The organism is Clostridium sp. OM05-6BH (genome assembly GCF_003481635.1).
Classification (GTDB): Bacteria; Bacillota; Clostridia; order Lachnospirales; family Lachnospiraceae; genus Butyribacter.
The window spans coordinates 29,435-50,896 of sequence record NZ_QULH01000009.1; the positions used below are offsets into that span (position 1 = coordinate 29,435).

Annotated in this window: 19 protein-coding genes; 17 read left to right on the forward strand and 2 right to left on the reverse strand. The window is 43.6% G+C overall.

The features are described from left to right. Positions 1–92: 92 nt before the first annotated feature. The 4 genes from ftsZ to DXB73_RS15170 all read left to right on the forward strand — a co-directional run bounded on the left by ftsZ (position 93) and on the right by DXB73_RS15170 (position 6,296). Positions 93–1,262: a cell division protein FtsZ gene (ftsZ, locus tag DXB73_RS09005; RefSeq protein ID WP_118506818.1), complete on the forward strand. Its 1,170-nt coding sequence runs from the start codon at positions 93–95 to the stop codon at positions 1,260–1,262. Between the two features lie 91 nt (positions 1,263–1,353). Beyond that, the gene (locus DXB73_RS09010) at positions 1,354–2,175 is read left to right on the forward strand and encodes a type II CAAX endopeptidase family protein (protein ID WP_118690882.1); all 822 of its coding nucleotides are present in this window, start codon (positions 1,354–1,356) and stop codon (positions 2,173–2,175) included. A gap of 90 nt (positions 2,176–2,265) precedes the next feature. After that, complete coding sequence (locus DXB73_RS09015; protein WP_182448288.1) at positions 2,266–4,170, forward strand: GGDEF domain-containing protein; 1,905 nt, start codon at positions 2,266–2,268, stop codon at positions 4,168–4,170. Then, positions 4,167–6,296 carry an alpha-amylase family glycosyl hydrolase gene (locus tag DXB73_RS15170; RefSeq protein WP_118697923.1) on the forward strand — a complete coding sequence of 710 codons (2,130 nt, stop codon included), beginning with the start codon at positions 4,167–4,169 and terminating at the stop codon, positions 6,294–6,296. The genes DXB73_RS09015 and DXB73_RS15170 overlap by 4 nt, the downstream gene beginning before the upstream one ends. 107 nt (positions 6,297–6,403) lie before the next feature. Here DXB73_RS15170 and hisS read toward each other — a convergent pair whose 3' ends face one another. Then, complete coding sequence (hisS, locus tag DXB73_RS09025) at positions 6,404–7,642, reverse strand: histidine--tRNA ligase (protein WP_022025283.1); 1,239 nt, start codon at positions 7,640–7,642, stop codon at positions 6,404–6,406. A 244-nt stretch (positions 7,643–7,886) separates the two neighbouring features. Between hisS and asd the strand changes: the two genes are divergently transcribed. The 12 genes from asd to DXB73_RS09080 all read left to right on the forward strand — a co-directional run bounded on the left by asd (position 7,887) and on the right by DXB73_RS09080 (position 19,035). Continuing rightward, positions 7,887–8,984, forward strand: a complete 1,098-nt coding sequence (gene asd, locus DXB73_RS09030; protein WP_022025284.1) for an aspartate-semialdehyde dehydrogenase — start codon at positions 7,887–7,889, stop codon at positions 8,982–8,984. A gap of 28 nt (positions 8,985–9,012) precedes the next feature. Next, positions 9,013–9,417, forward strand: coding sequence for an NUDIX hydrolase (locus DXB73_RS09035; protein ID WP_022025285.1), 405 nt, complete (start codon positions 9,013–9,015; stop codon positions 9,415–9,417). A 95-nt stretch (positions 9,418–9,512) separates the two neighbouring features. Further along, the gene (locus DXB73_RS09040; RefSeq protein WP_118690884.1) at positions 9,513–10,796 is read left to right on the forward strand and encodes a dihydroorotase; all 1,284 of its coding nucleotides are present in this window, start codon (positions 9,513–9,515) and stop codon (positions 10,794–10,796) included. A gap of 5 nt (positions 10,797–10,801) precedes the next feature. After that, positions 10,802–11,722 carry an orotidine-5'-phosphate decarboxylase gene (gene pyrF / locus DXB73_RS09045; protein ID WP_022025287.1) on the forward strand — a complete coding sequence of 307 codons (921 nt, stop codon included), beginning with the start codon at positions 10,802–10,804 and terminating at the stop codon, positions 11,720–11,722. 24 nt (positions 11,723–11,746) lie between these two features. Beyond that, on the forward strand, positions 11,747–12,526 hold the full coding sequence (locus DXB73_RS09050; protein ID WP_118690885.1) for a dihydroorotate dehydrogenase electron transfer subunit: 780 nt from the start codon (positions 11,747–11,749) through the stop codon (positions 12,524–12,526). Positions 12,527–12,536: 10 nt separating this feature from the next. After that, the gene (locus DXB73_RS09055) at positions 12,537–13,439 is read left to right on the forward strand and encodes a dihydroorotate dehydrogenase (RefSeq protein WP_118690886.1); all 903 of its coding nucleotides are present in this window, start codon (positions 12,537–12,539) and stop codon (positions 13,437–13,439) included. Positions 13,440–13,538: 99 nt separating this feature from the next. After that, on the forward strand, positions 13,539–14,216 hold the full coding sequence (gene pyrE / locus DXB73_RS09060; protein WP_022025290.1) for an orotate phosphoribosyltransferase: 678 nt from the start codon (positions 13,539–13,541) through the stop codon (positions 14,214–14,216). Between the two features lie 32 nt (positions 14,217–14,248). Continuing rightward, a complete protein-coding gene (locus DXB73_RS14555; protein WP_182448287.1) occupies positions 14,249–14,401 on the forward strand; it encodes a hypothetical protein in 153 nt (50 codons plus the stop codon). After that, positions 14,401–15,369, forward strand: a complete 969-nt coding sequence (gene fliB, locus DXB73_RS09065; RefSeq protein WP_118690887.1) for a flagellin lysine-N-methylase — start codon at positions 14,401–14,403, stop codon at positions 15,367–15,369. The genes DXB73_RS14555 and fliB overlap by 1 nt, the downstream gene beginning before the upstream one ends. Before the next feature lie 253 nt (positions 15,370–15,622). Continuing rightward, positions 15,623–16,447: a hypothetical protein gene (locus DXB73_RS09070; protein ID WP_118506785.1), complete on the forward strand. Its 825-nt coding sequence runs from the start codon at positions 15,623–15,625 to the stop codon at positions 16,445–16,447. 99 nt (positions 16,448–16,546) lie between these two features. Then, positions 16,547–17,764, forward strand: a complete 1,218-nt coding sequence (locus tag DXB73_RS09075) for a hypothetical protein (RefSeq protein ID WP_118690888.1) — start codon at positions 16,547–16,549, stop codon at positions 17,762–17,764. Next, entirely contained in the window at positions 17,761–19,035 is a 1,275-nt protein-coding gene (locus DXB73_RS09080; protein ID WP_118690889.1) for a right-handed parallel beta-helix repeat-containing protein, read from the forward strand. The genes DXB73_RS09075 and DXB73_RS09080 overlap by 4 nt, the downstream gene beginning before the upstream one ends. Positions 19,036–19,040: 5 nt before the next feature. Here the strand turns inward: DXB73_RS09080 and DXB73_RS09085 are convergent, their stop codons facing one another. Continuing rightward, positions 19,041–20,357, reverse strand: coding sequence for a hemolysin family protein (locus tag DXB73_RS09085; protein ID WP_118690890.1), 1,317 nt, complete (start codon positions 20,355–20,357; stop codon positions 19,041–19,043). A gap of 373 nt (positions 20,358–20,730) precedes the next feature. On the opposite strand from DXB73_RS09085, the gene DXB73_RS09090 reads away from it, so the two are divergent. Beyond that, a complete protein-coding gene (locus tag DXB73_RS09090; RefSeq protein WP_118506789.1) occupies positions 20,731–21,447 on the forward strand; it encodes an ATP-binding cassette domain-containing protein in 717 nt (238 codons plus the stop codon). Positions 21,448–21,462 lie beyond the last annotated feature (15 nt).

Here is a 21,462-nt window from a genome sequence, read left to right on the forward strand (position 1 = left end):
AAAAGAACAAACATTCTCTTGATTATTGAGCCTTAAATGGTTATTATATAACTTAGGGGATTGTGAGAATGCAAGGTGAAGGAGGAGCAACGTTGTTAGAGATTAAGACAAATGAGTCAGACTTAGCTGCAAAAATAATTGTAATTGGTGTTGGCGGCGGTGGAAATAACGCAGTCAATCGAATGATAGATGAAGGAATTATGGGTGTTGAATTTGTTTGTGTAAATACAGACAAGCAGCATTTATCAAATTGTAAAGCCGGCAATTGTATTCAGATCGGTGAGAAACTTACCAAAGGATTGGGCGCGGGCGCAGATCCGGAGGTAGGCAAGGCAGCCGCAGAGGAGAATAGAGAAGAGCTTACAGAGCTGGTAAAGGGTGCCGATATGGTATTCGTAACTTGTGGTATGGGTGGCGGAACCGGAACCGGTGCAGCACCGGTCATTGCAGGTATTGCCAAGGAAATGGGCATTCTGACGGTTGGTATTGTGACCAAACCATTCCGTTTCGAGGCTAGAAGCCGTATGAACAATGCAACTTCCGGTATTGACGAGTTAAAGAAAAATGTTGATACATTGATCGTCATTCCAAACGACAAGCTGCTTGAGATCGTAGATCGACGCACTTCTATGCCGGATGCTTTGAAGAAAGCAGACGAAGTGTTGCAGCAGGGTGTGCAGGGTATCACTGACCTGATCAATGTACCTGGTCTTATCAACCTTGACTTTGCAGACGTACAGACGGTTATGAAAGATAAGGGGATCGCCCATATCGGAATTGGAACCGGCAGTGGGGACGATAAGTGCGTAGAAGCTGTAAAGGAAGCAATTTCCAGTCCATTGCTTGAGACGACGATCGAGGGTGCATCTCATGTTATTATAAATATTTCCGGTGATGTAGGATTACAGGAAGCAAATGATGCAGCTATGTACATAGAAGAGCTTACGGGTGAGAATACCAATATTATCTTCGGTGTTATGTTCCCGGAGGCAGAAGATGACAGCGTAAAGATTACCGTTATCGCTACAGGATTGGAAGATGATGGCATGCATCTTACAGAGGAGCACACACCGGCATTCTTAAAGAAGCCGGCAGCACCAAAGACGAATTTCCCAACCAAAGAGGGACAGCTTGCAAGCTCACGTCCGGTTGCACCATCCGCTTTGGGAAGCAGTCATACTGCCAGACCTCAGACACCTTCCTACAGCCGTCAGGCAGAGGATGGAATCAAGATTCCGGAATTTTTACAGCGTAAGCGTTAAGAACATTAAAACAAGAGAAAATAAGGATTTGGGCCGACTAGAGTTGTTTGTCCAAATCCTTTTCCGTTTGTAACAAAGAAATGAGGTAAGAATGAATCAACAAAACGTACAATGGACGAAAATTCAGGTGAGACAGACAATTGGTGCGTTAGGTATCTTTTTGTCCGTGCTGATTCTGCAGATTTTTGCAGCGGTCATAACGCTTGCTCTGTCTAAGGTGACAGGAATTACACCGAATTCACCGAATTATGTGATGTTTGTATCTATGTTAAGTGCTTTCATGGCGGCTGTGTGGTCCGGCTATTGGTATTGGCGTTCAGATTGGCGAAAACGAGATTTTTCATATCGCAATGCATTACAGCTTCGCCAGCTCATTGCGTTGATCTCGGTGGCAGTAGGCGGCTGTGTTTTTATTAGCATTACACTTACGATATGGCAGACAATCTTTCCGGGAGAGTTTCGGCAGTATTCAAATGTGATGTCCAACTTTTCGACCAGCAGTCCTTGGCTGACATATTGCTATGTGTTGTTGATCGGTCCGATATCCGAAGAGTTGATCTTTCGTGGGGCGATATTGGATCGCTTATATTTGGCATTTCCATTTTGGACAGCTAATTTGCTGCAGGCACTATTGTTTGGCATATACCACATGAATCTCGTACAGGGGATTTATGCGTTTGTACTGGGAGCAGTTCTAGGCTTGGTGCGTGTCAGTGTCGGAACGATATTTGCATCGATAGGAACACATATTATCTTTAATGCAACCAGCTATGTATTACAACTTGTTTTTCCATCAGGGCAAAAGATCTCGATCGTAATATTTGCCGGTGTATACTTGCTTGCAACCCTTTTATTTGCAGATGGATTATGGTATACTAAAAATAAGTATGAGCAGAATAAAAAGAACGAGTAACAGATAATAAATTCGTGGTGTTGCAGTACACACGATAAACAAGAAAATACTGACATTTGCTGATGGCAATAAAGAGAGATGGAGAGGGATATGAACAAGATTATTGCGATTTGTGCAGCGCAGATATATCTGTGGGAACAGGAGCGTCAGATCCACGCAATCTGTGATTGTGCCAGGGAACGCGGATATGAGGTTATAATCTACAATCTGTCTGTCAAGATGGATGTTGAGACGAGTCATAGCAGGGGTGAATTGAGCGTGTTTTCTGTCATCCCGTATGATCAGTTAGCTGCATTGGTGGTATTGGGCGAATCTATTCGGAATGATGCAGTTTGTGATGATCTGGTGGCAAAAGCGCACAAGAACAATGTTCCGGTAGTTATGCTCGATTGTTACAAAAAGGGATGCTATAATATTAAATTTGACTATGAGAAATCATTTGAACAGATCGTACGTCATGTTATCGAATACCATGGTTGTCAAGAAGTGAATTTTATTGCAGGATTTCGAGATAATGTTTTTTCGGAACAAAGATTAGAGACTTATCGACGTGTTATGAAAGAAAATGGATGTACCGTCAAAGAAGAGTACATTGCTTATGGAGATTTTTGGGAATTTCCGTCTCGCGCTGCAATGGAAAAATGGGTGCAGGAATGGGAGGCTGGTACGTCCAGAAGACCGGAGGCTATCATATGTGCAAATGATATGATGGCAATTACGGCGAGTAATGTGTTGCAAAATCATGGGTTGAAAGTACCGGAAGATGTTATTGTGACCGGTTTTGACGGGCTGTTATTAGGTGAATGTTGCATGCCAAAGCTGACTTCTGCCAAGAATGATGCGGCACAGATTGGGTGGAATGTCATACAGATGATCGATGATCACCAAAATGGGAAATGTACAAATGTATATGACATTGTTGTTCCTTTTTATGTCGATTATAGTGAATCGTGTGGTTGTGAGCCGGTCCAACAGCGCAATTTAAGTGAGGAAGTGATGCACTGGTATGGTCAGAGAGAGATAGCCAGATATCAGTCATATGACTTTTTCATGATGACGAATAGCATGTCAGATGGTCATTCTCTGGTCAAGCTGGCAGAGTCGTTCCAACAATATAAAGATTGTTTTCCGGCGGATAATTTTATGATTATAGTAAATTATAATTTCTATCATGATTCTGACATTTGCTGTGCGAGTGACGTGACTGACTTGGTTAAGCTGGTCGAAATATGCGATGGAACATTTACGATGCCATTAGAACGGATACCACTGGAAAAGCAATTACAGTGTTTTGACAGGATCCGAGCCTGTACCACTCAGGTAATTGTCGTGCCAATTCATTGGCAATCGGAGATCTATGGCTATATGGTGGTCTCACATGATGCAGCCAAGATGGATTATGGAATGTTATATGAGTTTTCCATGAGTTTGGATCAGGTGTTTGGTACAGTACGTAAGCAGGCGCAGTTGTATAGCTTATATGTCAAAGATGCATTGACAGCGATTTATAATCGACACGGATTTTATGACGAATTACGCAATCGGATTGCAAAGCTCGCCGGCAAGCGCAAAATGTTGTTTATGGCGTCGGTAGATCTGGATCAGCTCAAATTGATCAATGATCATTATGGACATATAGAGGGAGATTTTGCCATTCGCAGCATAGCACAGGCGATATCCGATACTGCCGTTGAGGTAGATGGGATATGTGCACGCTTCGGTGGGGATGAATACGTTATGTGTCTGGTAGAAGAGTATGACAAGGCAAATCTTACGTTTTATGAGAAATATCGTCAAATGCTTCAGGAGCGGATCGCGCAGATTGACAGAGACAGTGGTAAGCCTTACCGGATTGGTGCCAGTTGTGGTGTGATCTGGGAAGAGATTCACGGAGCGTCCGATATAGAACGTATTATGAAGCAGGCAGATGACAAGATGTATGCGGATAAAGAAGAACATCACAAGCGTTTAACACAGAAGGAGACAAAAGAATGATGAAATGGTATGATCAGGCAGTTTTTTATCACATTTATCCACTGGGACTTTGTGGATGCGCCAAAGAAAATACAGGGATTGCTGAATCCCATTTTGATCAGTTAAAGGAGTGGGCAGAACATGCCGCTAAGTTAAATTGTACGGCAATTTATATCGGACCGTTGTTTGAGTCAGTGGGGCATGGATATGAGACGACAGATTATCGCAGAGTAGACTGTCGTTTGGGAACAAATGATGATTTCAGAGATTATGTAGCATATTGCCACAAGTTAGGGCTTCGCGTGATCGTAGACGGTGTCTTTAATCATGTCGGACGAGAGTTCTTTGCGTTTAAGGATGTGCAGCAAAATAGAGAGCAGTCTCCATATTGCAGTTGGTTTTGTAACCTGAATTTTGGTGGAAATAACGAGTATAATGACGGCTTTTCTTATGAAAACTGGGGCGGATATAATCTGTTAGTCAAGTTAAATCAGCAGAATCCGGAAGTGCAGAACTATATTTTTGACGCGATCCGTTTTTGGGTGGCTGAGTTTGATATTGATGGAATCCGTTTGGATGCGGCAGATGTACTGGATCATGGATTTATGCATGCGATGCGTCAGATGACAGATGCTATGAAACCGGATTTTTGGTTGATGGGTGAAGTGATCCATGGCGATTACAGTCGTTGGGTAAACGATGGCATGCTGCATTCGGTAACAAATTATGAGCTGCATAAAGGCTTGTATTCCGGACATAACGATCATAATTATTTTGAGATCGCTCATTCCGTAAAACGCTTACTTGGCATTTGCGGAGACTACCGCTTGTATACATTTATGGATAATCACGATGTAGAGCGCATTTATTCGAAATTGAACAATAAAGAGCATATGGGTTTGGTAACGCTGCTCGTTTATACATTATACGGAATCCCTTCCATGTACTATGGATCAGAATTTGGTATCGAAGGGAAAAAGGAACAAGGATCAGACTGGAACTTGCGTCCTCATCTGGAACTTGCAGATTATGCGGATGCATATACCAATAATCCGATTACAGCATTGTGCGTGAAATTGGGCGAATTAAAGAAACAGTATCCGGAGTTGAGTGAGGGACAATATCAGGAACTGTCATTGACTAATCGTCAATTTGCATATGCGAGAGCACTTTCAGAAACGGCAATGATCACGTTACTCAATTGCGATGACGAGCCGACAACAATTACCGTACAGGCGCCGGTTGGAGCAACAAGTGCTACAGATATGTTAGGACAGGCAGAACAAGTACATTATGAGAATGGACAACTGCAGGTTACTTTGCCGGCAAATTGTGGAACAGTGATCTATTTAGGGGAGAAAGTAGAACCCATAACCACAGAGAAGGTATCTTCGGATACAGAGGAGCCGATTACTGCAGAGAAGGTATCTACAGAGACAGAGGAGTCGATTACTGCAGAGAAGGTGTCTGCAGAGACAGAGGAGCTGATTGCTGCAGGAAAAGTGTCTTCTGAGAAGAACGCAGAACCATCTTATGTGTTACTATTGAATGGATCGCCACATTGTAACGGTTCGACAGCAACAGCACTTGAGGAAGTCGCAGGTGCCTTAGAACGCAACGGCGTGCACACAGAAATTGTACAGGTCGGTCACCTGGCGGTACGCAGTTGTATGGCTTGTGGGGCTTGCGCAGAAATCGGTAAATGTGTTATTGATGATATTGTCAATGAAATTGCACCAAAGTTTGAAAAAGCGGATGGTCTGGTAGTTGGAAGCCCGGTATATTATGCCTCTGCCAATGCAACGCTTGTGGCGTGCCTGACCAGATTGTTTTACAGTACACACTTTGATAAACGTATGAAAGTTGGTGCTTCTGTAGTGTCTGCAAGACGAGGCGGATGTTCGGCATCGTTTGATGAGCTCAACAAATTTTTCACAATCTCCGGTATGCCGGTAGCATCCAGCCAATACTGGAACAGCATTCATGGCAATAACGCAGATGAGGCAAAGCAGGATGGAGAGGGCCTTCAGATTATGAGAACACTTGGAAATAATATGGCATTTTTGATCAAGAGTATTGCTATGGGTAAAGAAATGTTTGGTCTGCCGGAGCTGGAAGAACGTATCGGGACGAACTTCATTCGGTAGATCTTTAGCGGATGATTTTAGAGGATAAAAAAATGGCTGTTCCAACATAAGCGGAACAGCCACTTTTTTTACTTTATAGGAAACTTATCGTAGTGTGGTGTTATTCCTTAGGAAAACAATTTGACACCATCTTCCTGACCGTACACAGCGAATCCATCGTATCCGGCGGTTTCCAGGCGATTTAAGAATTTGCCCAGTTTCTTAGGACGGGCGATCGTTGAAACCAGATATTCGCTGCGGAGTTCTTCAGCATATTGCAATGCAGCTGCATAAGTATCCGGATCATAGAATACCGCAATGCGCTTTTTCTGTCCCGGGATTTCGTAACCGTTATCCATCAAAATACCAAAGATACGCTCAAAGCCAATGGAAAATCCAACTGCCGGGATATCTTCGTTTAAGAATTTACCGATCAGATTGTCATAACGTCCACCACCGGCAACGGCGCCACTATAGCCCTCTGCTTCTACTTCAAAGATCGTTCCGGTGTAATAGCCCTGACCACGCACGAGAGACGGTGTGAATTCGATCGGAAAGGCATTGCCGGAGACAGAAGTTACGGTATCCATAATGTATTTCAGAGAAGCAACATAGTCGGCATCGCATACTTTTGCAACAGAATCCAGATCCAAAGCGCCGCTTTCAAACAAGGCAATAAATTTTTCAATAGCAGAAGCATCAAATGCATTTTCTTCTAATTCTTTCTGCACACCTTCAATACCGATCTTATCTAATTTATCAAAAATGATCGCCAGTTTTTCATGATCTTCCTCGGCAAAGCCTGCATAAGTAAAGATTGCCTTGAGGATGCGGCGGTCGTTGATCTTGACCTTAAAAGAAGATAGACCAATGCGGGTCAGAGCCTTTGTTGTTGTAAGGATCAATTCCACTTCGGCATCTGGAGAGGCATTGCCAATGATATCGATATCGCACTGCATAAACTCTCTAAGACGTCCCTTCTGTGGCCGCTCTGCGCGGTAAACGCGGTCCATCTGAATAACCTTGAAAGGATTCATCAGATCATTGCGGTTGTTGGCATAATAGCGGGAGAGTGGCAGTGTCAGGTCATAACGCAGCCCCATATCGGCAAGCGTCTGTTCGGTAGGGGCTTCTGCTTCTAAGGCAGAGGATAACTTTTTGCCTCGTTTTAAGATCTTGAAGATCAGATTTAAATTTTCGCCACCTTCGCTTTTATCTAAGTTTACAGCATCTTCTATAATAGGGGTTGTGATGCGTTCAAAACCCGCTTCCTGATATGTTTCACGGATGATCTCCTGCAGATGGTCGCGGATCATAACCTCCTTTGGCAGATAATCTCTCGTTCCTTTTACCGGTGTTGCTTTCATTATTTCAATTCCTTTCTGGTAAGTATTGACGCAAAACAGTAGAAAGACAGATAGAATAATCTGTATTATATTGTTCTACGGCAGTAATAGTCTATCATATTTTAATACAGTGGGCAAATATCATTTTGACTTATTTCGCAGAATAGTGTAATATGGCATGTATAAGTCTGATGATAAATGGCAGATCACAGTTGATGTTTATCTGCAGATTTACACATTATAATCAATGGAGGAATCGAAAACTATGGACAAGAAGTTAAGAGTTGGTATCCTTGGCGGTACCGGTATGGTAGGACAGAGATTTATTTCACTTTTGGAAAATCATCCTTGGTTTGAGGTAACTACGATTGCCGCAAGCCCACGCAGCGCTGGGAAGACCTATGAGGAAGCTATCGGCGGACGCTGGAAAATGACAACACCAATGCCGGAAGCAGTGAAAAAGATTATCGTACAGGATGTTAGCGATGTTAAGAACGTAGCTTCTTCCGTAGATTTTGTATTTAGTGCAGTTGACATGACTAAAGATGAGATCAAGAAGATCGAAGAAGAGTATGCTAAGACAGAGACACCGGTTGTCTCCAACAACAGTGCACATCGTTGGACACCGGATGTTCCGATGGTAGTGCCGGAGTTAAATCCGGAGCATCTCGAAGTGATCGAGTCTCAGAAGAAGCGTTTGGGTACAACCAGAGGTTTCATTGCTGTTAAGCCAAACTGCTCTATTCAGAGCTATACACCCGCTCTCCATGCTTTGAAGAAAGCAGGTTATGAGCCAAAGACAGTAGTAGCAACAACATACCAGGCAATTTCCGGTGCCGGCAAGAACTTTAAGGATTGGCCGGAGATGGAGCACAATATCATTCCATTCATCGGTGGTGAGGAAGAGAAGAGTGAGCAGGAGCCACTTCGTATCTGGGGTCACATCGAGAATGGTGAGATCGTTAAGGCAGAGGGACCGGTTATCACGACACAGTGTATCCGTGTACCGGTTTTAGATGGTCATACAGCAGCCGTATTTGTTACTTTCGAAGAGGGCAAGAAGCCTTCTAAGGAAGAGATCATTAAAGTTTGGAGAGAGTACAGTGGTGTTCCACAGGAGCTGAAACTTCCAAGTGCACCAGAACATTTTATTCAGTATCTTGAGGATGACAACCGTCCTCAGGTAGCATTGGATGTTAATTATGAGAATGGATTTGGTGTATCTATGGGTCGTCTTCGTGAGGATACTGTATTTGATTACAAGTTTGTTGGTCTTTCACATAATACGGTGCGTGGTGCAGCAGGTGGTGCTGTTCTTACGGCAGAGTTACTGACTGCTAAGAAATACATCACAGCCAAATAATCAATTATAGAAAGGCATGGTTATTAGGATGAACCGATATCGTATTTTGGTAAAAGGAATTGTACAAAAGGATGACAAGTTTCTGGCGGTGGAGAAATGGTATGATGATAATATCATAGATCCGTATCAGTGGGAATTTGTTGATGGTGAAACGGAATTTGGAGAATCACCGGATGCGGCTGTGTTGCGTATCATTCAGGAGCAGACAGGGTTGATCGCGGTTGTTGACCGGATTTTGTATACTTGGACCTTTATGATTGGTTCAGAATGTAATCTTGGCATTGCGTATCTTTGTCTGACAGAGATGGAAGAAGACGCTGTGCAGCTTTCTGAGGACCTGCATGATGCGCAATGGATCACATCGGCAGAGTTTGATGATTTGATCAACAATAAGAGAATGCTTGCGGATTTACAGCAGGCAGACGTATATTAAGAGATGGCATCTGCCGGATTACCGGCAGGTGCTCTCTGTATGTATGGGAGTATGCAAAATGTATACAGGACAGCCTATGAAAAGGAGGAGGATTGATGAAAACACTGATATGTGGGGGACGAATTATTGACCCTGCGCAGAACATGGACGAGATCGGAGACATCTTAATAGAAGATGGTAAGATCGCACAGATCGCGCCGAAGATTATAGAGGAGGCAGATCAGACAATTAATGCAGAAGGACACGTTGTCATGCCGGGATTTATTGATCTGCACGTACATTTGCGCGAACCGGGATTTGAATATAAAGAGACGATAAGGACCGGCGCCATGGCGGCTGCAAGGGGCGGTGTGACCACAATCTGTCCAATGCCAAATACGAAACCGGCGATCGATAGTCCGGAAAGAGTAAAGGATCTGTTAGAACGTGCCAAAGATGCAGCAGTTCACATTTTGCCGATCGGAGCAGTAACGATCGGTCAGGAGGGAAACGAGTTAGCAGATATTGCCGGTATGAAAGAGGCCGGTGCAGTGGCGCTTAGTGAAGATGGCAAATCAGTGATGGATTCGTTAGTTTTTCGCCATGCACTTAAGGAAGCTGCTAAGAACAAAATACCAATGTTTTCGCATTGTGAAGACAAGGCATTAGTAGACGGTGGAGTTATGAATGCCGGAGCCAAAGCAGAGGAGCTTGGGCTGCCGGGAATTACGAACGCAGTAGAAGACGTTATCGTTGCCAGAGATATTCTGATGGCAAAAGAGACAGGCTGCCGGTTACATTTGTGTCATTGTTCAACAGCGGACAGCGTTTTAATCATTGAAATGGCAAAGCAACAGGGGCTTCCTGTGACCGGAGAGGTTTGCCCGCATCATTTTACGATGTCTGATGATGAGATTACAGAGGATCATGGCCGTTTCAAGATGAATCCGCCACTTCGCAGCAGAGCGGATGTCGAAGCACTCAAAAAGGGACTTGCCGGAGGGATCATGGATGTGATATCTACGGATCATGCACCACATGGTAAAGAAGAAAAAGATCAGTCTATGCGTAAAGCACCGTTTGGTATTGTCGGGTTAGAGACTTCCTTTGCATTAGGCTACACAGAACTTGTCAAACGTGGTATATTAAGTTTATCAGAGTTAGTTGCTAAGATGAGCACAAATCCGGCAAAGGTACTGGGCATTGCCAAGGGAACGCTGAAACCGGGAACGGCAGCAGATGTAGTGGTTGCAGATATTGATACGGAATATGCGATTGACAGCAGCAAGTTTTTATCAAAGGGTACGAACACACCGTTTGATGGAAAGTTAGTATACGGCAAAGTCTTAAATACCTTCGTGGATGGAAAATTGGTTTATAGTGAAGAAAGGAATGGATAAGTAGTATGATTAATACATTGATTGAGCAGATTACCAAAAAGGATGCACCGATCGTTGTCGGATTGGATCCAATGTTAAGTTACGTGCCGGAACATATTTGCAAGGCAGCTTTTGAGCAGTACGGAGAGACGTTAGAGGGTGCTGCAGAGGCAATTTGGCAGTTTAACAAGGGAATCGTAGATGCAACACATGATCTGATCCCTGCAGTAAAGCCACAGATCGCTATGTACGAGCAGTTTGGTATTCCAGGTCTGACAGCATTCAAGAAAACAGTTGACTATTGTAAGGAGAAAGGTCTTGTTGTTATTGGTGATATTAAGCGCGGAGATATCGGGTCTACATCTGCTGCATATGCGGTAGGACATATTGGTAAAGTGCAAGTAGGGTCTAAGTCCTATGCAGCCTTTGATGAGGATTTTGTTACGGTTAATCCGTATTTGGGAAGCGATGGTGTTAATCCATTTCTCGATGTCTGCAAAGAGGAAAATAAAGGAATCTTTGTATTGGTAAAGACGTCCAACCCTTCCAGTGGTGAATTTCAGGATCAGCTCATCGATGGCAAGCCGTTGTATGAACTGGTAGCTAAGAAAGTGGTAGAATGGGGTGAGCAGTGCATGGGAGATACCTATAGCAATGTTGGCTGCGTGGTTGGTGCTACGTATCCGGAAATGGGTAAGGTACTTCGTAAACTGATGCCAAAGACATATATTCTGGTACCGGGTTATGGTGCGCAGGGCGGTACCGCTGAGGGATTGAAACCATACTTTAACAGCGATGGCTTAGGTGCGATCGTCAACTCTTCGCGTGGTATCATTGCCGCATACAAGCAGGACAAATATAGTAAGTTTGGCGCTGACAATTATGCAGATGCCTCCAGACAGGCAGTAATTGATATGATCGCAGATATTAACGGAGCGATCAAGTAGAACGTTTAGAGAAAGAGGATAGCAATGGCAGAGAAAAAGAAATGTCTGGCAACCGTGAAGAGCCAGTCAGAGTTGGCACCGGGAATATACAGTTTGTGGCTTGCTTTTCCCGAAGAATACAATGTTGCAGCAATGGCAAAACCGGGACAGTTTTTGTCGCTGTATAGCGATGATGGCAGCAGACTGCTCCCAAGACCGATCAGTATATGCGAGATTGACGCGGCTAAGCGCATGATCCGCTTGGTATACCGAGTGGCAGGAGCCGGCACGTTAGAATTTTCCGGTAAGCAGGAAGGTGATACGATCGCAGTTGTAGGGCCACTTGGCAACGGATTTACACCTCGTTCCGGCAAAAGTATTTTGATCGGCGGAGGAATTGGTATCCCGCCAATGTTAGCATTAGCGAAGAGTCTGTCCGGTGAAGTGCAGGTCGTATTAGGATACCGCGATGCAGTGCAATTTTTGAAAGAAGACTTTGCCCCATATGCATCTGTATATGTTTCGACTGAGGATGGCAGCGTGGGAACCAAGGGCAATGTCATAGATGCGATCCGTGCCGAGGGTATTACAGCAGATGTGATCTATGCGTGTGGGCCTATGCCGATGCTGCGTGGTGTAAAAGCATTTGCGGCAGAGCAGGGGATCGAAGCTCAGATTTCTTTGGAAGAGCATATGGCGTGTGGTATCGGTGCTTGCTTAGGCTGTGTATGCACAACCAAAGAAAAAGATGCACACAGTCACGTCAATAATACAAGAATTTGCAAGGACGGTCCGGTATTTGATGCGCAGACCGTAGAGATATAGGAGGAAAAGGATGAATCTGGCAGTAAATTTTGCGGGAGTATCAATGAAAAATCCCGTTACGACGGCATCCGGTACCTTTGGTTCTGGTGCAGAGTACGGAGAATATGTGGATCTGAACCGCTTGGGAGCTGTGACAACGAAAGGTGTGGCAAATGTACCTTGGCCCGGCAATCCAACACCGAGAGTGTGCGAGACTTATGGTGGTATGTTGAATGCGATCGGTTTGCAAAATCCGGGGATAGACGTATTTATTGAGCGTGATATTCCGTATTTGAAGCAGTATGATACCAATATCATTGTCAATGTGTGTGGTAAGACACCAGACGAATATATTGATGTTGTCAGACGTTTGGCAGAGGAAGATGTTGCACTGTTAGAAATTAACATTTCCTGCCCGAATGTTAAAGCGGGAGGCATTGCATTTGGTCAGGATCCGAAGCAGGTTGAGAAGATCACTGCACAGATTAAGGCAGTGGCAAAACAGCCTGTGATCATGAAATTAAGTCCAAACGTAACAGACATTACAGAGATGGCAAAAGCAGCGGAAGCAGGCGGAGCAGATGCAATCTCTTTGATCAATACGTTGACCGGGATGAAGATTGATATTAATCGTCGAACCTTTGCACTTGCCAATAAGACAGGAGGAATGTCCGGTCCGGCAGTGAAGCCGGTTGCGGTTCGCATGGTCTATCAGGCAGCACATGCTGTGAATATTCCGGTACTTGGAATGGGAGGGATCCGAACAGCAGAAGATGCGTTAGAGTTTATTATGGCGGGAGCTACAATGGTGGCAGTCGGTACCGCCAATTTCAATGAACCGGCGACAACTGTGCAGGTGATAGAAGGAATAGAACAGTTTATGCAGCAAAACGGCGTGAAAGACATTAATGAGCTGATAGGATGCGTAAAGTAGTATAAAGAAGCTGATTTTGGTGTTCAAATGGTGTAGAATCTAAAAACAGTTATACAGCAATATGGCGAAACGCCTATGAAAAGGAGGATTATCGTTAAGATGGAAGCATACAAGAAAGAATTTATTGAGTTTATGGTTGCAAGCGATGTATTGAAATTTGGGGAATTTACATTAAAAAGTGGTCGTAAATCTCCGTTTTTTATGAATGCGGGAGCTTATGTAACCGGTGCGCAGCTTAAAAAGCTGGGAGAGTATTATGCGAAGGCAATTCATGAGCATTACGGGGATGACTTCGATGTGTTGTTTGGACCGGCCTATAAGGGAATTCCCCTTAGTGTGGCAACAACTATAGCATTCAGCGAGTTATATGGCAAAGAAATCCGTTACTGCTCAAACCGCAAAGAGGTGAAGGACCACGGCGATACCGGTATTTTATTGGGAAGCAAGATCAAAGATGGTGATAAAGTGGTTATTATTGAAGATGTGACCACTTCCGGTAAATCCATTGAGGAAACATTCCCGATCATTAAAGCACAGGGCGATGTTGAAATCATTGGTCTGATGGTATCGTTAAATCGAATGGAGCGAGGACTCACTTCGAATGCCAGCGCACTGGATGAGATTCAGCAGAAATATGGCTTTGGTGCAAATGCGATCGTTACAATGGAGGACGTCGTGGAATGTCTTTACAACAAAGAGTGCCAGGGCAGAGTATTGATCGATGATAACTTGAAGGCTGCTATTGACGCATACTATGCGGAGTACGGTGTACACTAATTGAGTGATTATTGTAAACATGGAGGTCATGTATGGTCGAAAAAGTATATAAAACAATGAAATCTGTTGGGGCTAGTAATATTGTATTAGGCATTTTGTTGATCGTTGGTGCGATTGCCGCCGGTGTCGTACTGATCACCAAAGGTGCTAAGCTGTTGCATGATAAGTCAGAGTTGACATTCTAATGGATGGCGTAGTACTTAAGTATTATCGGGAATTTTCCTGCTTAGCAGATCGTTGTGAGGCAACATGCTGCGCCGGCTGGAAAATTGTCGTGGATCCGGAGGCGTATGAGTGGTTTCAGAAGATAGAGCCGGAATGGCTCCGAGAGGACATACTCTCACATATCCATAAAAAAGAGGGCGTTTATTGCTTTGAAAATCTTGCAGGAGGTCGCTGCGCGATGCTAGACGAGGATGGATTGTGCAGGATACAACGGAATACCTCTGAGCAGATGTTATGCAATACCTGTCGTAAATTTCCACGTTTAACAGCAGCCATTAATGGCGATGTATGGATCTCGCTTGCTGCTTCCTGCCCTGCAGTAAGCAGATATCTGCTACATGATCCGGTAGAGTGGATCACTCTGCAGGGAGAGAGAATCTGTTTAGATGATCTTTCTGTATGGAAAGAGGGAAAAAGTGCCCTGCAATTGTTAAGTGCGGCATATTCACACGAGGATCCGGATTTTGATTCGTTTGTAAATGTGTCTATGGAATGTTTGGACATTATACTGGCGTTTCCGGAATGCCGATATTTAGAGGATAGTTTTGATTTTTATGAGCGGGAAAGTGACGAAGCGGCTTGTGATTTGATACGTCGATTTGTGGCAAATACGGGGCAATGGTGGAAGCAGTATTATGACAATTATATGCGCTATCGGATTTTATCCCGGTATTTGGAGTATCCACAAGAGATGAACACAGAACGTATTCATCAGGTGCTGGGTGAATTGTTGCTGCTGCGTGTCATATGCTGCAGCCGGTTTGCCTGTCGAGGATTTCTTGGGGAACAGGACATCTTAGATGCGATCCATTGGATTTATCGCTTTTCGGCACACGGCAAACAAATGGGGCAGCGTGTCCATCAAATGTATGTTGGATGGTCGGATCACACCATTGCACAAGCTCTGCCAAATGGTGATACAGAATGAAAGTGGCATATTGACAAAAACACCCGAAAGAATCGGGTGTTTTTTGAATTTATTAACAAATTTTTGCTTTAATTTTGTGCAATGTATGGAAAGTGAAAAAAACAGAAAAAAAGTCTTTACGTTTTCGGGTAAAACAGATATAGTAACCTTACTCCCAAGTTGAACGACAAAGAATTAGTATTTTGACCAGCCCGAAAGCAACTTACGTTGTCTGGCAGGTCGCTCATAATAGGGAAGGAGGTTTGGAGTTCAATTGAAGATTGCATTTTGGAGCCATACGAGAGAGGGGGCGTGTGTCACGACGAATCTTGCGTGTATGGCAGCTATGACAGCAGTTCATAGTGAAAAGAAATGCATGCTCCTAGAGAATCATTACAGTCTTAGAAATATCGGTGACCTGATGCTCCCGTCAGAGAGGATCGAATGTTTGCGTGAGCAGGGTCAATATTATAACAAATACGGGTTGGAACATCTTTTGAAAGAACTGTATTCCGGAAAGAATGATGCGAATATGATACAGCACACAGCGATTCCTTTATTGTTTCAGAATTTATTCTATTTGCCACAGAGTTTCATTGTAAATCGAGATGTATTCAATTATGAATTTGAATTAGTCAGAGAGACTTTGTTTCAATGTCTGGAAGAGGCAGCAGATCTATTATTTGTGGATACTGAATCCAACAGAAATCTTAGTACAACCAGTATACTTTCCGATGCAGACTTAATAGTAGTCAATCTACGACAGGATACAAAGATGTTGACGGAATTTTTTGAAAATCATCCAATAATACGCAATAAAGCGTTCTTTTTGATTGGTAAATATCAGCCTAATCATACTTGGAATTTGCGTAGAATATGTTATCGTTTTCATATCCCAAGACAAAATATTGGCGTGATCCCTTATAATTTAGAGTTAGAAGAGGCGGTTACGTATGGTAGAGTACTGCAATTTTTGAATCGTAATATTGATGAAAAACAGAATAAGGAGAATGCTTTTTTTATGAGACAAGTTGATCGGGCTGTAGAATTGCTTCATCAGCGCATAGAAAGTTGTCAGGACTCTCGCGATGATAAATGATACAGAATTGATGACTTTTTTGTCGCAGCACATGGGCAAATGACGGATTTTGTTCGATAAATAATATAGAACTAATGCGATTTCGGGGAGGAGGAAACCATGGAAAGGGAAGAAAATAAAGGATCATTGGTGTCACACCCGATGCGGGAACGAAGTGCTGCATATCGATACCGGTATTGTTTTGGGCTAGGTGTGCTGGCGATGGGCAATATGCGTGCGATTATGGAGTTACAGCCATATTATGAACGGTTGCTGCGGCAATTACTGCCGGATCAGGATCAATACGCACAGATCATTACGGATATTAATAATGATCTGGAACGACATTTGGAGCTGGTGCGCCAAACGGTATGTGATCGTGTAGACCAGTGTTGCTTCTTGTTGGATATATACAAGATGTGTCTTATGGCGGTTTGGTCTGTGGATTACTGTCAGGCAATTTTTGATCAGTACGCTATTATGTTTCAGATCAGCAAGAGAGAACGTGAATTTATATGTGCTTTTGGGGAGGCTGCGGCGAAACAGGATCAAACCTTAGCAGCCGAGCAGTACGAACGATATGAACAGCTTGGAGGCTGTATGCCTTTTGCAGTAATGCGTTATATCTATCCGGATTTTTTGTGGAAACAGACGCGGAAAGGGTTTACGGTACATACAGGAGAGACGATTTATCTTCATGGAAAGCAGATCATAGATGGGGATATTTTGGTGGAAACCGGTGCAACGCTTTGGTGTGAAGAAGCAGAGATTACTATGGATGGAGCAATACGTGTTCAAGGTGGAAGAGTACATTTTCAAAATTGTGAGATATGCGTTGAGAACTGTTCACAGAAATATTTCATAACAATGACTGCCGGATCTTCGATCATGTTGACAGCGACAGTATTAGACTGTCAGTCGCTGTGTGGTGCTATCTATCAGCAAAAGGGGAGTTTGCTCGTTAAAGATAGCAGGCTATGCCGAAGTGCTCGGGTGCCACTGGTGCATTTTGCCGGAGAGTATGCAGAGTTTCAGAATACCGGACTGCAGAATGGATTAGAAGGACTGTTGGTATTCGAAGATCCGGCGAAAGTGTATATACACAATTGTCGATTCGTCAACGGTACGAGAGACTATGGAGGGGCAATTTACTCAGAAACCTTCGGTAGTGTACGGATCCGACAGTGCCAGTTTGTGGAATGCCATGCAAAATATCTGGGTGCAGCAGTATATTTTCAAAATTACAGATGTGAACAGACTATATCGGGATGCGAAGTAATTTCCGATCAAAATGTACAGGAAGCATTTTTTCAGAATTATAAGGAGGGGCGTCAATGATTCAAGATGTATTAACCCGTTTTGAGCAATATAATAAAGAGATGAGTCCTCTGGGAGATGCGATGGATGGTACAAAGCTGCAGGCGCAGCTGCAACAGTACAAACGGATTCGGATCACGGGAAATTACATTCTTCCGACGGACATTGTTTTGTATGAAGGAATGACGTTGCTGATCGATCAGGCCGTTGTATCCATGGCTGGCAATATAGCACTGCGAGGTGGAGAATTGCATATCAGTAATAGCCGGCTTGTACGTACTAGTAATTCTCATCGTGCCGGAATTAATGTGCATCAGTGCGGAAGTCGTGTTTTGATTGAGAACAGTGTGATTGATTGTGCCTATTATGGAATGTTTCTTAGAGCGGAAGATGGAGTGGTATCGGTGGCAGACAGCACGATCGTGCGTACAACCAAAGGAGCTGCAATTCGTTTTTGGGGAGAGCGCATCCATGTGATCCGCTGTCATTTTCGCGACTGTTATTCTGCAGAATCCGGTGGAGCATTAATGCTTCGAGGAGGGCAGGGTGTGGTCTGTGATAATGTATTTGAACAGTGTGAAGCAGAGCGTGGTGCAGCGATTTATTTGTCCTGTGATATCGATGTAACACATTGTACTTATCATGAGTGTGTGCCGAAAGATATGCCATTTGTAAGACATTGGCGGGTAGGCGGAAGCATTGATAAAAAAGGAATTCGAGTACAGAAGGAACGTAAAATTTCACAATGTACAGCGATACTTGATTGTTCATTAGAGGTGGCAACAGGAGCAAAACTTACGATAAGCGATAGCGTTATATATATGAATCAGCCAATAGTCTGCTATGGAAGTCTTGAGATGCATAATGTGAAAATGATCTGTGGACAATGTGAACAAGGTGATCTGATCCGTTTGGACCATGCTGCTTTCGCGGTATTGCAGCATTGTTTGTTTGATGGACGTAACCGGGTGGGAATACTCCGGGCGACAGGAACAAGAGTAAAGATCGCACAGTGCTTTTTTGCCAATACGAAAGGCGGGAGAGCGGTTTATAATGCATATGCCTCCGAGATCCTTGACAGCACGTTTAGTTACTGTCAAGGTGGAGCATTATATATGCAGGGTGGTAAAGTGATACGTTGTAAGTTTGTCGGGTGTCGTGACACTCGCGGTGCAGCAGTCTGGATGTATGGCGCAACAGCGGGATTGATTCAAGACTGCCAATTTGAGCGGTGTGTGTCTGATCCTCGTAGTGACGTGATCGAAAAGGGGCTTGCGCACCGAGTGATGTAGGTGCGTTAGACCCCTTCTTCCTCATCCAAATCTGCTGTCGTATCTTTCTGAGGAAGTAGATGAACTTTTACTTTATCAATACGATTGTTGGTTGCCTCGAGTACCCGGTATTCAGCGTATTCATCCTGTACAGTTTCCCCGGCTTTCGGGAAATGATCCAACAGATTAATGATATGTCCGGCAATCGAGTCATAATCCTCTGATTCCAGATCAATGCCAAGCTCATCATTAATATCATCTAATTTTGCGATACCAAGTAAGATGAAATTTTCGTCATCAATCTTGGTGATCTCATCCTCTTCGTTTGTGTCATATTCATCACGGATCTCACCTACAATTTCTTCTATGAGATCTTCCAGTGTTAAAATGCCGGCAGTTGCGCCGTATTCATCTAACACAACAGCCAATGGAATAGACTCCTTCTTCATCTCAAAAAAGAGTTCGGAAATTTTCTTATATTCGTAGGTGAAGTAAGGTTCACGCATAATAGTTGTAACATCAAATTTATCGCGGGCATCTTCATAGAAGAACAGGTCTTTAACATTAATGATACCGATCACATTATCACGGCTTTCACTATATACAGGCATTCTTGTATGGCGAAGTTCCTTATATACCTCGAACAATTCCTGATAAGAAATATCCGCACTGACGAATCCAACATCCATTTTAGGAACCATGACGTCCTTAGCCATCGAATCACCGAAATCAACCACGTTTGTGATCATCTGACGCTCTTCGCTTTCAATAACACCCTCCTCGTGGCTGACATCCAAGATCGTACGAAGCTCGCCCTCTGTAATCGCAGGAGAGTGATTCGACTTTACATGGAGCAGATGCATTAGTCCGTTGCTCAATTGATTCATTAAAAAAGAAATCGGCCGAAGTATGTTCGTTAGTCCATAAATCGGTTTGGCATAGATCAGAGATAAACGTTCCGCATTCATTGTTGCGAGGGACTTTGGAATGATTTCTCCAAATATTAAGACCAAAATAGTAATAATTCCTGTTGCAATACCGGTGATCGCGCTTACACTGTCACTCATACCTGAACTTTTTGCAAGTTTCATTGCGAAGGTTGTTGTCAGAGAAGAAGCAGATAAGTTCACAACGTTATTACCTATTAATATGGCACTAAGCATTTGCGTCTTTTCTTCGATCAGTTTGAGTACCAGAGAGGCATTCTTGTTTTTATCGTCTGCCAATGATTTGATACGCATTTTGTTTACTGTTGTTAAGCAAGTCTCTGCAGATGAAAAGAAAGCAGAGAGTGCGAGCAGAATAAGTAAAATAACTATCTGCCGGGCGTCGCTTGAATCCAAAAAAAATCAACTCCAATCCTAATTAATGGGGCTGCAAAGTAACCGTGCAGCTTAATGATAAAATGTATCCTTAAGGACTTTGACAAAATCGCTAAGGATCATTATAGTATAACAAGCAATATTCTACCGAGGAATGTAGGAAATGTCAAGATATCTTGCGTTGCGAATTTGTGATATAATGAGCCTCAGAGAAAAACAAGCGGCTGCGAAGCAGACATTTGTTTTTCTGGGCTCATTAACGAGCAAATAAGCTTGTGTAACAAGCGAATAAGCTCTGAAGGAGCGGATTTGCGAGTTTAATAAAAAGGCTAATTGATGTATGATATAATAACCTTTAATGATATTGCGACTTAGATTAGAAAAGAGGTAAACTATGGAGCAAAAAAAAGAAGATTGCTTGGTTTCCTGTGTAGATGCAGGACTTGGTTATGAGAATCGAGCAATTATAGAACATTTGGACTTCAGCGTACATCGTGGAGAATATATATGCGTTGTTGGTGAGAACGGATCCGGTAAAAGCACATTGATCCGAACTTTACTTGGTTTGTTGAAGCCGGTCAGTGGCAAAGTGGAGTTGGCACCTTCTCTTCACGGCGGAGCAATCGGTTATCTGCCACAGCAGACACAGGCACAGAAGCACTTTCCGGCCAGCGTGATGGAAGTTGTGCTGTCCGGTTTCCAAAATCAGATGCATGGCAAGCCTTGGTATCGGCGCACACAAAAGAAAGAAGCACTTCGTAACCTGGAGCGTTTGGAAATTACCGATCTAAAGGGGAAATGCTATGGGGAACTTTCCGGTGGACAGCAGCAGAGAGTACTGTTAGCCCGTGCGCTGTGCGCAACGGAGAGACTGTTAGTATTAGACGAGCCGGTTACCGGTCTTGATATGGCTGCGGCAGCGTCATTGTATGCAAATCTTGACAAACTTCACCAAGAAGGCGTTGCCATCATTATGGTGACACACGATGTACACAAGGCGGTCGAGTGTGCAGATTATATTTTGCATATTCGTGAAGGAGACTATTTTTATGGCAACGTTGCGAAGTATTTAGAGACAGAGTATGCCGGGGTATGGCATACAATGCGGTAAATATAGGAGGAATCA